This is a genomic window from uncultured Selenomonas sp. (assembly GCA_905372355.1).
Lineage (GTDB): Bacteria > Bacillota > Negativicutes > Selenomonadales > Selenomonadaceae > Selenomonas.
This window is the reverse complement of record CAJPOT010000002.1, coordinates 126,977-140,527: the sequence shown is the minus strand read 5'-3', so window position 1 is coordinate 140,527 and position 13,551 is coordinate 126,977. Positions and strand designations below refer to the sequence as shown.

10 protein-coding genes are annotated in these 13,551 nt (G+C 55.2%); 8 read left to right on the top strand and 2 right to left on the bottom strand.

All coding sequences use genetic code 11. The annotated features are described in order from the left end of the window. Nucleotides 1-52 precede the first annotated feature (52 nt). From QZ177_RS01685 to aspS, 6 genes are all read left to right on the top strand, one after another. Entirely contained in the window at nt 53-2,275 is a 2,223-nt protein-coding gene (locus QZ177_RS01685) for a bifunctional (p)ppGpp synthetase/guanosine-3',5'-bis(diphosphate) 3'-pyrophosphohydrolase (protein ID WP_294175311.1), read from the top strand. After that, nucleotides 2,272-2,913, top strand: a complete 642-nt coding sequence (locus tag QZ177_RS01680) for an MBL fold metallo-hydrolase (protein WP_294175310.1) — start codon at nt 2,272-2,274, stop codon at nt 2,911-2,913. Before QZ177_RS01685 ends, QZ177_RS01680 begins: the two co-directional genes overlap by 4 nt. 336 nt (nt 2,914-3,249) lie before the next feature. Further along, nucleotides 3,250-3,696 (top strand): Fur family transcriptional regulator, encoded by a 447-nt coding sequence (locus QZ177_RS01675; RefSeq protein ID WP_006192969.1) that lies wholly within the window; start codon nt 3,250-3,252, stop codon nt 3,694-3,696. Further along, on the top strand, nt 3,693-5,219 hold the full coding sequence (gene hemZ / locus QZ177_RS01670; RefSeq protein WP_294175309.1) for a coproporphyrinogen dehydrogenase HemZ: 1,527 nt from the start codon (nt 3,693-3,695) through the stop codon (nt 5,217-5,219). The genes QZ177_RS01675 and hemZ overlap by 4 nt, the downstream gene beginning before the upstream one ends. Next, on the top strand, nt 5,213-6,478 hold the full coding sequence (gene hisS / locus QZ177_RS01665) for a histidine--tRNA ligase (RefSeq protein ID WP_294175308.1): 1,266 nt from the start codon (nt 5,213-5,215) through the stop codon (nt 6,476-6,478). Before hemZ ends, hisS begins: the two co-directional genes overlap by 7 nt. Further along, the gene (aspS, locus tag QZ177_RS01660) at nt 6,478-8,274 is read left to right on the top strand and encodes an aspartate--tRNA ligase (protein WP_294175307.1); all 1,797 of its coding nucleotides are present in this window, start codon (nt 6,478-6,480) and stop codon (nt 8,272-8,274) included. Before hisS ends, aspS begins: the two co-directional genes overlap by 1 nt. 62 nt (nt 8,275-8,336) lie before the next feature. Here the strand turns inward: aspS and QZ177_RS01655 are convergent, their stop codons facing one another. After that, complete coding sequence (locus tag QZ177_RS01655) at nt 8,337-8,546, bottom strand: hypothetical protein (RefSeq protein WP_006192860.1); 210 nt, start codon at nt 8,544-8,546, stop codon at nt 8,337-8,339. A 67-nt stretch (nt 8,547-8,613) separates the two neighbouring features. Continuing rightward, nucleotides 8,614-9,210, bottom strand: a complete 597-nt coding sequence (locus QZ177_RS01650; protein ID WP_294175306.1) for a hypothetical protein — start codon at nt 9,208-9,210, stop codon at nt 8,614-8,616. 419 nt (nt 9,211-9,629) lie between these two features. Between QZ177_RS01650 and QZ177_RS01645 the strand changes: the two genes are divergently transcribed. Both QZ177_RS01645 and polA read left to right on the top strand, forming a co-directional pair. Further along, nucleotides 9,630-10,889 carry a L,D-transpeptidase family protein gene (locus tag QZ177_RS01645; RefSeq protein WP_294175305.1) on the top strand — a complete coding sequence of 420 codons (1,260 nt, stop codon included), beginning with the start codon at nt 9,630-9,632 and terminating at the stop codon, nt 10,887-10,889. 56 nt (nt 10,890-10,945) lie between these two features. After that, a complete protein-coding gene (gene polA, locus QZ177_RS01640) occupies nt 10,946-13,549 on the top strand; it encodes a DNA polymerase I (RefSeq protein ID WP_294175304.1) in 2,604 nt (867 codons plus the stop codon). Nucleotides 13,550-13,551 lie beyond the last annotated feature (2 nt).

The following is a 13,551-nucleotide window of genomic DNA, read 5'->3' as shown; positions in this document are numbered from 1 at the left end:
GCGAGCATGGATCGCTGCCCGTAGAATGCCGAGGAAAGCCGGGTGGAGTGCAATGAGTGAAATGAGTCCCGTGACGATCGATATGATCTTGGAAGCGGTCAAGAGCTATCAGCCGAATGCGGACACCGACCTCATCCGAAGGGCGTACGAACTTGCGGACGCCGCACACAAGGGACAGAAGCGCGTTTCGGGTGAAGACTACATCATCCATCCGCTGGCCGTCGCGAAGATTTTGACGGATCTGCAGATCGACGACATCACGATCAGTGCGGCCATCCTGCATGATGTCGTGGAAGATACGACGCATACGCTCGATGAAATGCGCGAGCTCTTCGGCGATGAGGTCGCAATGCTCATCGACGGCGTGACGAAGCTCGGCAGGATCCAATATAAGTCGAAGGAAGAGCAGCAGCTTGAAAGCTATCGCAAGATGTTTCTCGCGATGGCGAAGGACATCCGCGTCATCATGATCAAGCTCGCCGACCGTCTGCACAACATGCGCACGCTCAAGTACATGCGCGAGGACAAGCAGAAGCGCATCGCGCGGGAGACCATCGAGATCTACGCGCCGCTCGCGAACCGCCTCGGCATATCGAATATCAAGTGGGAGCTTGAGGATCTGTGCCTGCGCTATCTCGATCCCAAGGCATACTACGATCTCGTCGAGAGCGTCAAGCAGAAGCGCCAGGAGCGTCAGGCATTCATCGACGAGGCGCACGAGCAAATCGTGGAAAAGCTTGAAGAGGCGCATATAACGGCAGAAATCCGGGGTCGTGCCAAGCATTTCTACAGCATCTACAAGAAGATGAAGCGCGATCAGAAGGACATCAGCGAGATCTACGACCTTTCCGCTCTGCGCGTGCTCGTCGACTCCGTCAAGGACTGCTACGGCGTGCTCGGCATCATTCATGCGATGTGGAAGCCGCTGCCCGGCCGCTTCAAGGACTACATTGCCATGCCGAAGTCGAACGGCTACCAGTCCCTGCACACGACCGTGATCTGCCGCGGCTATCCGCTTGAGATTCAGATCCGCACGTTTGCCATGCACAAGGTTTCGGAGTACGGTGTTGCCGCGCATTGGAAGTACAAGGAAGCGGGAAAGAGCGTCGGCGCGACGTGCGAGTACGATCAGAAAATGTCGTGGCTGCGTCAGATGGTCAGCCTGCAGCATGAACTGGACGATCCGCGCGAATACTTCGAGGCTTTGAAGGTAGACGTCTTTTCCGACGAGGTCTTCGTCTTCACCCCTAAGGGCGATGTCGTCGATCTGCCCAAAGGATCGATTCCCATAGATTTCGCCTACCGCATCCACACGGAAGTCGGGCATCACTGCGTGGGCGCCAAGGTCAACAGCAAGATCGTGCCGTTGGAGTACAAGCTAAAGAACGGCGACATCGTTTCCATCATCACGAACAAGTCGAACAGTGGGCCGAGCCGTGACTGGCTCAACATCGTCGCGTCCTCGGAGACGCGCACGAAGATACGCTCGTGGTTCAAGAAGCAGCGCAAGGAAGAAAATATCGCGCGCGGCATGGACTTGATGGAGAAGGAGGCCAAGCATCTCGGCTATGCGCCGAAAGAGGTGCTGAAGCCCAAGCGTCTGGAACTTTTGGCGAAGAAGCTCAACATTCCGCAGGTGAACGACCTTCTCGCCGCCATCGGTTACGGCGGCATAACGGTCAACAGCATCCTCTCGAAGCTCATTGAGATGCACAAGCAGGATCTGCAGAAGGCGACGACGCCCGATATTTCCCAAATGCTCAGCGAACTAAAGCAGCCGCTGAAGAACCGCAAGAAGAAGTCGAGCCACGGCATTCTCGTGGAAGGGGAGGGCGGCTTCCTCGTGCGTCTGGCACGCTGCTGCAATCCGATTCCGGGCGATCCAATCACGGGCTACATCACGCGAGGGCGCGGCGTTTCCGTGCATCGTTCGGATTGCCCAAATCTCTTGAACGATATGGATTTCTCGCGCGTCATCGAGGTCAACTGGGATGTCGGTCTTGACAAGGTGTATACGGTGCAGATTGAGGTTGTCTGCAACGATAAGACAGGAATGCTCGCAGAACTTTTCGCCCTGCCAGCTGAGATGAAGGTCAACATCACTTCGCTCACGGCGAAGGCGAATAAGTCGAACAAGACATCGCTCGTCACGATGGGGCTTGATGTGCGAAACTCGCAGCAGGTGGCGCAGATCATGACGAAGATTCGCCGCATGAAGGATGTCTATAGCGTATCGCGCTCTCTGGGCACGTCAGCAAGGGATGATGAATTATGAGTTTGAACATGAAGGCGCTCGTGGTAGGGGCGCTCGGCGTCAACTGCTATATTTTGCATGAAGAAGGAAGTAAAGAGGCGATAGCGATCGACCCGGGTGGCAGCGAAGAAACTATATGGCAGTATATCCAAGAAGATGGGCTGAACCTCAAGGCGATTCTCAACACGCATGCTCATGCCGACCATATTGGCGCCATCGACTTTCTGCGCGAGAAAACGGGCGCTAAGCTTTATATCCATGAGGCTGATGCGCCGATGCTCCTCGATGCGCGGAAGAACTTGTCCGCCTTTATGGGCGTGCCGATCATGACGCGCCCCGCCGATACTCTTTTGAAAGGCGGCGAGGTCTTGGAGATCGGCGGCATGAAGTTCACCGTGCTTCATACGCCCGGACATTCCCCGGGCGGCGTCTGCTACCTCATGGAGGATCGCGTTTTCAGCGGCGACACGTTGTTTGCTGAATCCGTCGGCAGGACGGATTTTCCCGGTGCTTCCTCCCAAGATCTCCTAACTTCCATTAAAGAAAAGCTCATGACTCTGCCCGACGAGCTTGTTGTATACTGCGGGCACGGTCCTGCGACGACGATCGGGCATGAGAGAAAGTGCAATCCCTATATCAATGGCTTTGGTTTCATGTAGAATCAAGGGGCATGAGGCGTCTTGCTGCCGAATTTTGCTTCTCATTAATTCCTGTTCTTTTAGGGTCTGATTTTATTTTACAACGAATCTTTCCTGCGAAGTTTGAACTGCTTGAATAAATGTTTGTATTCTTTGATACTTTTTGCTACAATAGCTTATAAAGACTTTGAATTGACAGATACTTTCAATGTCTGCTCATTTTGTTTACTATGAAAATCCAAGAGGTCAAGCCCAAAGGGCGCAGAGCAATTGGATTTTTCATTAAGGACGACGCACAATGTCCACTTTGTGGACATTGTGCGTGTAGTTTGCAACAAATCGTAAAGGAGTATGGTCATGGCTAAAATAACAATGGAGGATCTGAGGAAGAGGCTGCAGGAACGTCAGCATAAGATGACGCCGCAGCGGCAGATTGTTCTGCAGGTTTTCATGGATCGTCCTGGTCAGCATATCAGCGCGGAGGACGTACACATGATCTTGCGCGCCAATCATTCGGAAATTGGCTTGGCTACTGTCTATCGTAGTTTGGAGCTTCTCGTCGAGCTGGGGCTTCTGCAGAAGATGGAATTCGGCGACGGCTGCAGCCGCTACGAGATCTCGGATCTCAATCCCGGCGAGCATCAGCATCATCACTTGATTTGCCTGAGCTGCGGTAAGGTCACGGAGTTTTCTGAGGATCTTCTGGAGAATCTTGAGAAGAAGGTTGCCGATGAATGCGACTTCCAGATCGAGGATCATCAAGTCAAGCTGTTCGGTTACTGCAAGGAGTGCCGCAAGCATTGATTGTTCGACGTTTCTTGCTCGACCGAAAAGAGGAGGTCATCGTCAAGCTCGTGCGCGAGCTTTTGGAACTCTTCAAGATCCGAGTGTTGGAGCTTGAAGAGGAGTGCGGCGAGGAACAGGCGGATTTTGCCGTATTGTCCGTGCGGCATGAGATTGCCATGGATCCTGTGCCTGCAGTTCATACAGAACTTCTTGCTGTGGAGGAGACGGGGGAGGAACGGCGCTTTTCTATAGAGGGCGCCGCAAGGCAGGGCGAAAAGGCGATGGCGGCTGTCCATCGCCTCGTCAAGCTCAACCTCTACCGTCTCTTTCGTACGCATTTCGATATGCCTGCGGCGGCATGGGGTATTCTGCACGGCGTCCGCCCGACGAAGATCGTGCATCGCTTCATCGAAGCGGGACTTTCGCGCGAGGAGATCGTCGCGCGCCTTTTGGAGGACTACGAGGTTTCTTTGGAGAAGGCTTCGTACATGACGGCGATGGCGTTTCGCCAGAAACCGTTCCTGCAGACGTCGGACGAGCGGACGATCAGCGTCTACGTCGGCATACCGTTCTGTCGCTCGCGCTGCCTTTACTGCTCGTTTCCCGCCTACATCCTGCCGAATGATGAGCAGCTCAGCACTTTTTTTACCGCATGGGACAAGGATCTCGCAGCGGCAAAGTGTGAGATCGAGCGTCATCGCCTGAAGGTGCAGAGTATCTATATCGGCGGCGGTACGCCGACGAGTCTTAGCAATGCCGATTTCGAACGTATGCTTTCCCTCGTCGAGGGAGCTTTCTATGGCGAGCATACGGGCGAATTTACGGTGGAGGCGGGGCGTCCCGATACGATGACGCCAGAAAAGGCGCTTTCAATGAAGAAGCATCGTGTGAGCCGCGTCAGCGTGAATCCGCAGACGATGCAGCAGCGCACATTGGAGCGCATCGGCAGGGCGCATACGCCCGAAGACATCGTCCGCATGTTCCGCCTGCTGCGCGAGACGGGCGATTTTTCCATCAACATGGACGTCATCCTCGGCTTGCCGGGGGAGACGTGCTCGGACGTTGCCGATACGATGGCGAAGGTTCTCGCGCTCGCTCCCGACGACGTGACACTTCACTCGCTCGCCTTGAAGCGCGGCTCGAAGCTCAAGATGCACTTGGAAGAATATGAGCTTCCAAATGATGCCGAGGTGCAGGCGATGTTTCGGACGGCGATGGATCAGGTGCAGGACGAGGGCTTTTTGCCGTACTATCTCTATCGGCAGGGCTATATGAGCGGGCAAATGGAAAATGTCGGCTGTGCGCGTCCGGGCGCTGAGAGCATGTACAATATGCAGATCATGGACGAGCATCAGACGATCCTAGGCATCGGCTGCGCCGCGACGAGCAAGATCATGAATTTCCGCACGAAGAGGCTCAAGGCGTCGTTCAACGCCAAGGATTTTCATACTTATGTGCGCGATATCGACGATTATATCGCGAAGCGAGCCGCTCTTTTAGCGGAGGCTTACGGAGACGAGGGGGAGGAAGAAACGTGTTGATCAACGGACCGCGCGGCACGAAGGATATTTTGCCTGATACGGTCGCACAATGGACGCATGTGGAGAAGGTGATCCGCGAGCTATGTGCGCGATACGGTTACCATGAAATCCGCACGCCGATTTTCGAGCATACGGAGCTTTTCCTGCGCGGCATCGGCGAGACGACCGACGTCGTGGAAAAGGAGATGTACACGTTCACCGATCGAGGCGAGCGCAGCCTTACGCTGCGGCCCGAAAATACGGCTTCTGTCGTGCGCTCGTACCTGCAGAACAAGCTCTATGCGGCGGACGCTCTCGTGAAGCTCTTCTACATCGGCTCGATGTTTCGCTATGATCGTCCGCAGGCGGGACGCTACCGCGAGTTCCACCAGTTCGGCGTGGAGGCTTTGGGCGAGGCAAGTTCTGCAGTCGATGCGGAAATCATCGTGCTTGCCGTCGAATTCTTGCGCGCTCTCGGCTTGCAGGAGCTAAAACTGCATCTTAATTCCGTCGGCTGTCCCAAGTGTCGTCCCGTCTATCGCGAGAAACTGCAGGAGTTCTTCCGCCCGCATCTCGAAGAGCTTTGCACGGACTGCCGCTCGCGTTTCGAGCGCAATCCGCTGCGCCTCCTCGACTGCAAGAACGAGCATTGCCATGCACTCGCTGAGGATGCGCCGCGCATCACGGACTGCCTTTGTGACGAGTGCCGCACACATTTCGCTGAGGTGCAGTCGTATCTTACGGCGGCGGGTGTTCCCTTCGAGCTTGATGCGAATCTCGTGCGTGGCCTCGACTACTATACGAAGACGGCTTTCGAGGTCAAGTACACGCCGCTCGGTGCGCAGAGCGCCGTGGCGGGCGGCGGGCGCTACGACGGACTCGTCGAGGAGGTCGGCGGTCCGCCGACGCCTGGGATCGGCTTTGCCGTGGGGCTTGAGCGCGTGCTGCTCGCGCTCGAAAAACAGGGGCTTTTGCCTGAGGAGCGAGAAGCGGTCGATGTCTTCGTCGTCGCCTTGGGCGAGGAGGCGAGAATTCCTGCCTTCAGGCTCTTGCACGAGCTTCGCGCGGCTAAATTCTCCGCTGCCATGGACTTCGCAGGGCGCAGCATGAAGGCACAGATGAAGCAGGCTAACAAGAAGAATGCCCGCTTTGTGGCGATCTTGGGTGAAGATGAGGTCAAGGAGGCTTCTGCCCTCTTGAAGGATATGAAGACGAGCGAGCAGAAGAAGCTCGCTTTGAAGGATTTTGTTCCTGCATTATGTGTTGAGGTGAAGAATTGATGGAAACATTGGAAGGCATGAAGAGGACGCGCCATTGCGGCGAGCTGCGTGAGGGTGATGTTGGCGCCGAGGTCGTGCTCTCGGGCTGGGTATCGAGGAGAAGGGATCACGGCGGTCTGATCTTCGTCGATATGCGCGACCGCTCGGGGTTTGTGCAGGTCGTCTACGATGAGGCGGCGATGGGCAAGGACTCGTTCCACAAGGCGGAAACCCTGCGCAACGAGTTCGTCATCGGCGTGCGCGGCAAGGTGCGCGCGCGCTCGGAGGATACGGTCAATCCGCATATCGAGACGGGCAAGATCGAGGTCGTCTGTGAGGAGCTGCGCATCCTGAATACGGCGAAGACGCCGCCCTTCTACATCCAGGACAACATCGACGTCGACGAGACGCTGCGCCTCAAGTATCGCTATCTTGACCTGCGCCGCCCCGAGATGCAGGCGAATCTCATGCTGCGTCACCGCGTGACGAAGATCATGCGCGATTTCCTCGACCGTCATGAATTCATCGAGATTGAGACGCCGATGCTCTGCAAGAGCACGCCCGAGGGCGCACGCGACTTCCTTGTGCCGAGCCGACTGAATCCCGGCAAGTTCTACGCACTGCCGCAGTCGCCGCAGATCTTCAAGCAGATCCTCATGGTCGCAGGCTTCGAGAAGTATTTCCAGATCGTGCGCTGTTTCCGCGATGAGGATCTGCGTGCTGACCGTCAGCCTGAGTTCACGCAGCTCGATATCGAGACGTCCTTCCTTGACGAGAACGACATCTTGGAGCTGATGGAAGGCCTTGTCGCGGAGCTTTTCGACAAGACGCTCGGCATCAAGCTCGAAACCCCGTTTTTGCGCATGAAGTGGGATGAGGCGATGGAGCGATTCGGCTCGGACAAGCCCGATCTTCGCTTTGGCATGGAGCTCATGGACATCTCGGAGTACGTCAAGGGTTCGGACTTCAAAGTCTTCTCCTCTGTCCTCGAAAACGGCGGACAGGTCAAGGTCATCAATGTCGAGGACTATGCGAATATCCCGCGCCGCGAGCTGGACGGTCTCGTGCAGTATGTGCAGGGCTACGGCGCGAAGGGTCTCGCGTGGATTCAGTACACGGAAGAGGGCGTGAAGTCGCCGTTCAAGAAGTTCTACGCCGATGAAGTCTTCGAGAAGATCAAGGAGGCCTGCCATGCAAAGACGGGCGATCTCCTGCTCGTCATCGCAGACAAGCCGCTTGTCGTCGCACAGGCGCTCGGCGAACTGCGCCTTGAGATGGCGCGCCGTCGCGGCCTCATCGATGCCGATGCGCTGAAATTCCTCTGGGTCACGGACTTCCCGATGTTTGAATACAACGAGGAAGAGAAGCGCTGGAAGGCCATGCACCATCCGTTCACAGCACCGCGCCGCGAGGATGTCGAGTACTTGATGTCCGACCCCGGAAGGGTCAAGGCGAACGCTTACGACATGGTTCTGAACGGCGTCGAGATCGGCGGCGGCAGCCTGCGTATCTATCAGGGCGATTTGCAGGAGAAGGTCTTCGAGGCCATCGGGCTCACGCAGGAAGAGGCGCGTCAGAAGTTCGGCTTCATGATGGACGCCTTCGAGTACGGCACGCCGCCGCACGGCGGCATCGCTTTCGGCCTCGACCGCCTCGTCATGCTCATGGCGAAGCGCCGCTCGATCCGCGACGTCATCGCGTTCCCCAAGACGCAGAGCGCTTCGGACGTGATGTCGCACGCGCCGTCCGAGGTCAACGCCAAGCAGCTGCGAGAGCTTTATGTGCGCTCGACGGCGGTCAAGAAGGAAGAGAAGTAGTAGGCAGTCAGCCGAACATAAAAAATCCCCATGCAGGAGCATGGGGATTTTTTATGTTCGGCTTATTTTTTGAGCGCTTCCTTCAAGATCGCCGTGCAAGCCTGCTGCGCGACACGCAACACGTCGGTGTAGACCTTGTTGTAGAGCTCGCCGCCGTCGACGACACCGCGGCCGTTCTGCGTGATGAAGAACTTCTTCGGACGATCCTCGAAAGCCTTGTCCGCCTCAGCGAATTTCGCTTCGACCAGCTTCTCCAGTTCCTGCTCTGTCAAAATAAGTCACCTCTTTCTATAATTATACCTTATATTATACATCATTTTGATTGATTGTAAAGCTGACTTATTTGGCGGAGAAGCGATAGGTGTGCCCATCTTCTGTCACGACGCACTTGTCTGATTTTGAAAGGAAGCCCGCAACGACTTCATTGCGCAGTGCGAAGTAATTGGCCGGGTCGCCGCCGGCTTCCCGCCAAAAAGCGCGGTGCACGTCGAGGCGCAGTTCCCATGCGAAGCTTTCGTCGGACGAATCTATGACCATGCAGGCGCCGTCGCACGGCATGCCGTCGAGCATGAGGCTGTCCATGGCATTGAACAAGGCGCTCGGCCGCGACTCTTCCGCAGCGGTTTCAGCCCCGAAGGCGAAGGCGGCTCGCTTCATGTCCTCCAAGCGTTCTGCATCCTGCTTCAGAAGCTTCGTCACAAGAGCGGCATAGCGGGATTCGGCATCCTCGATTTTGCCCAGCAGCCAGCCATGGATGTTCGCCAGATCGATGATCGTTTCGAGCGGCCGCGACTCTTCCTTTACATAAGCGGCCGCCTCTTCTGCACTCATCCAACCTTTTTCAATGGCAAGATTGGCAATCGTCTTCGTCAGCTTTTCCTGTGACTGGATTTTCTCATACATGCGAAAATGAATCGGCCCTAAAAATGCACTCATTGCTCATACCTCCGTAAAAACTGATAAACTAATCAATAAATTATATAATACACCATTTACGGAAGAAATGTCGTATCATTTCTTACCATGAAAGTCCAAGAAGTCAAGCCCAAAGGGCGCAGACTGATTGGGTAACTTTCTGTAAGGGCGGCGCACTTTTGTCCACAAAGTGGACGTTTGTGCGTGTAGGTTACCATGAAGCCCCAAGAGGTCAAGCCGCAGGCGCAGACCGATTGGCCAGGCTTCTGTAAGGGCGGCGCACAATGTCCACAAAGTGGACGTTTGTGCGTGTAGCTTACCGAGGATAAATTTATTGGCTATTGTGCAAAGCTTTTTCCAGTGGCAGTGAAAATAGGGCGCGGTTGTGCTATAATGAAAGCATCTTTTATGAAAGCAATTTTGAAGAAAAGGACGATGCAATGATGTTTAAGCAAATCGCGGCTTTTTTTGTCTGTCTTTCGATGTTTGCCGGCGTGTCCGGATGGGCAGGGGCTACGGAAAAGGAGCAAGGCTCCTCCTACGGCGCATGGGTCAAGGATATTTCGGCGGAAAGTCCGGAGCCTGAGAAAGTGCATACGTCGGAAGTCAAATCCACCGCTGCCGAAAAGACGGAAGATCCCTACAAGATCGTCATCAATGTGGCCGCACGCTCCCTGGGCGTTTACAAGAACAATGAAAAGATTCGACTTTATCCCGTGGGATTGGGAAAGCTTTCTACGCCGACGCCCGTCGGTTATTTTTCCGTCTTGACAAAGGAGGAAAATCCTACTTGGGTTGATCCCGGCGATTCAGGGAACACGATCCCTTCGGGGGAGAGCAATCCTCTCGGCTATCGTTGGATGCAAGTCTGGGGAAACTACGGCATCCACGGCACGAATCATCCCGAATCCATCGGCAGCTACGTCTCCAATGGCTGCATCCGCATGAAGGAGGCCGATGTCGAGGAGGTCTATGATTATGCGAGCGTTGGCACGCCTGTGGAAATCATGTATCAGCGCATTGTCATTGACAAGATCAAGGACAACATGATCGTCTACTATATCTATCCCGACGGCTACGGCTATCAGCCGCTCGATGTCGAGACAGTAGCGAAGTGGCTTGCAGGCTACGGCGTGGATAAATTTGAATCCGACGAGGAAATCGAGCGGAAGATCGAACTGTCTGATGGTCAGCCCACATACGTCGCCAGGGTATACAATCTGTCCGTCAACGGAAAGCCGATGAGCGACAAAGCTCTGATCAAGGACGACATCGTATATCTTCCGGCCGATAAGATTGCCGAACAGCTCAAGGTGCTTGTGACATGGGATTCCAAGTCTGCCACGTTGGGGACGAAGTACGGCAAGGCGATCGGCTACGAAAAGAAAGGGTCGCTCTTCTTCAACGCGGAAGATGCAGGCGTATTGTTTCATTTGCAGGGCGGTTTGAGCAAACGCGGCGTCTACGAGCTGACATCTATAAAGGAGACGCCCGCCGCTTCGACGAAGGAGGAAGCCGTCGAGACGAAGGACAGCGTTGAGAGCGAGCCGATGAAGAGCGGTGCAGAAAAGAGCACGGCAAAGAGCGGCGAGGAAACGGTGGAAAGCGCTAAGATGCAGGATCGCCGTCCTGTCGCGGCGAGAACGACGCGAATCTATCGCGAAGGACAGGCGGATGCGATGGATTCTGCAAAAAAATGACTCCCTATTCGAGAAGCCATCGAAAAAATCCGCCGCGATTTGCAATGAGGTGAGCATTGTTGAGCAAACGATTTATCCTTGTCGACGGCAGCAGTCTTCTTTACCGTGCATTTTATGCGCTGCCGCTTTTGCAGACGGCGGACGGCGCGTATACGAATGCGGTATACGGCTTTGCGAATATGCTGCAGAAGCTGCTGAACGAATATGCGCCTGACTATCTTGCCGTCGCTTTTGACAAGGGGAAGAAGACCTTCCGCAATGAGATGTTTGCGGCGTACAAAGGGACGCGCAAGCCTACGCCGCCCGAGCTTTCAAGCCAGATTCCCATGCTGCACGAATTCCTTGCCGTGTTGGGCGTGCCGTTGATCGAAGAAGCGGGTTATGAAGCTGACGATATCTTGGGGACGCTCGCCGTGAAAGCGGCGAGGGAAGACGTGGACGTCCTCGTCGTGACGGGCGACCGCGACGCCTTGCAGCTCGTGCGGGAAAATATCCGCGTGCTATTTACGCGCAAGGGTATGACGGATCTTTTGCTTTACGATGAGAAGCTGTTCTTGGAAGAATACGGCTTCCCTCCAAGGGGACTCATTGATATGAAGGGCTTGATGGGGGACGCTTCTGACAACATCCCGGGCGTTCCGGGCATCGGCCCGAAGACGGCGAAGAAACTCCTCATCGACTGCGGCTCCTTGGAAGGCGTCTACGAACGCTTGGCGGAAATCTCGGGCAAGAAGCTCAAAGAAAATCTCATATCAAATAGGGAAAAGGCCTTTCTGTCCAAAGACTTGGCGACGATTCGCTGCGACATGCCTTTGGAATTTGCCCCCGATTCGTATGCGATGAAACCTAAGAGAGATGAATTGCAGGCTTTTTTCCAACGGTACGAGATGAAATCTTTGGCGACCGCGTTCGCCTCTTTCGCTGCGGCAAACGGAGTGCGGGAAGAAACTGCGCCGGAGCTTTCCCTGCGTACGATGGATGATGAAGCGGCCAAAAAGGCCTTTGCAGAAAAAGCGGAAGAACAAGGCTTCTTTTCGATTGCCGCCTGCTTCGAGGGAAAGGTTCCTGACATGAAGGCGCGGCATCTCGTCTTATGCGCGGGGGGCGAGGTTCTGCTCGCTGAAGCGGCGGAATTGGCCTGTTTCTCGTCGTTATTCGAAAAAGAGGACATTCAGAAGATTGTCCATGAATACAAGCCGTTCCTTCATTGCGGCATGGACTTCGCTCCTTGTTTCGATGTTTCTCTTGCTGCATATTTGCTGGCTCCTGCCGCTTCGCAATACGATATGGCAAGTCTCGCAGCTATATATCTTCCTTCCGTGAACGCTGCGGAAGCTGCACGGGAAGGAGCTGTGGGAGCGGCATGGTGCGCGGTGCTGCTAGAAAAGCTCTATCCTGTGCTGAAGAAGCGTTTGGAAGAGCAGCAGCTTCTTTCGCTCTATGAGACGATGGAGTTTCCGCTCGTGGAGGTGCTCGCCGCGATGGAGCAGGCAGGCATCTATGTCGATCGGGCGGCCTTGCATGAAAAATCCCGAGAGATTTCCACCCACATTGCCCACTTGACAGCGGAGATTTATGATTTGGCGAAGGGCGAGTTCAACATCAATTCGCCCAAGCAGCTGTCTGCCGTCCTGTTTGAGCGTCTTGACCTGCAGCCGCCCATGGGAACGAAGAAGACGAAGACAGGGTATTCGACGAATGCCGAGGTGCTTGAAGCCATGCGCTTCGACCATCCGATTCTGGAAAAGATCCTTTCGTACCGCTTCTGGACGAAGCTGCAGTCGACGTATCTTGACAGCATGGAAGGCTTGATTTCTCCGCGCACGAAGCGCATCCATACGCGCTTCAATCAGACGGTCACGGCGACGGGGCGCCTGAGCAGCTCAGAGCCGAATCTGCAGAACATTCCCGTGCGTACAGACGAGGGACGGCAGATTCGTGCGCTCTTTGAACCGAGCGACGGTTACGATGCTCTGATGTCCGCCGATTACTCGCAGATCGAGCTGCGCATCCTCGCGCATCTTTCTGAGGACAAGAATTTCTTGGAAGCGTTCCGGCACGGGCAGGACATTCACGCGCGAACGGCGTCCGAGGTCTTCGGTGTGCCGATGGAAGCGGTCACGCCGGATTTGCGCCGCAAGGCGAAGGCCGTGAACTTCGGCATCGTCTACGGCATCAGCGACTATGGACTTTCCAAAGATCTCCATATCTCGCGGCAGGAGGCTGCCGACTATATTGCGAGTTACTTTGAAAAGTGCAGCGGCGTTAAGCGTTTTATCGATGGGGTTGTGGAAAAGGCGCACAGCGACGGCTTCGTCACGACGATTTTCGGCAGGCGGCGCGACCTGCCCGCCATCAAAAGCTCCAATTACAACCAGCGGACGCTGGCGGAGCGCATGGCGATGAACACGCCGATTCAAGGCTCAGCTGCCGACATCATCAAGCTCGCGATGATCAAGACGCACCGCGCACTCCAAGAAGGCGGATTCAAGAGCCGCATCTTGCTGCAGGTGCACGATGAGCTTGTGCTCGAAATCATACAGAACGAAAAAGAGCAGGTTGCAGACCTTGTGCGCAATGCCATGGAAAATGTCGTGCAGCTTTCCGTGCCGCTTTCGGTCGATATTCATACGGGTGAGAACTGGGCGGCAGCAAAATAAGG

What these genes read in the sequence shown, in the direction of transcription:
- QZ177_RS01685 (WP_294175311.1), top strand. Translation starts at nt 53, where the DNA reads ATGAGTGAAATGAGTCCCGTGACGATCGATATGATCTTGGAAGCGGTC.
- QZ177_RS01680 (WP_294175310.1), top strand. Translation starts at nt 2,272, where the DNA reads ATGAGTTTGAACATGAAGGCGCTCGTGGTAGGGGCGCTCGGCGTCAAC.
- QZ177_RS01675 (WP_006192969.1), top strand. Translation starts at nt 3,250, where the DNA reads ATGGCTAAAATAACAATGGAGGATCTGAGGAAGAGGCTGCAGGAACGT.
- aspS (WP_294175307.1), top strand. Translation starts at nt 6,478, where the DNA reads ATGGAAACATTGGAAGGCATGAAGAGGACGCGCCATTGCGGCGAGCTG.
- QZ177_RS01650 (WP_294175306.1), bottom strand. Translation starts at nt 9,210, where the DNA reads ATGAGTGCATTTTTAGGGCCGATTCATTTTCGCATGTATGAGAAAATC.
- QZ177_RS01645 (WP_294175305.1), top strand. Translation starts at nt 9,630, where the DNA reads ATGATGTTTAAGCAAATCGCGGCTTTTTTTGTCTGTCTTTCGATGTTT.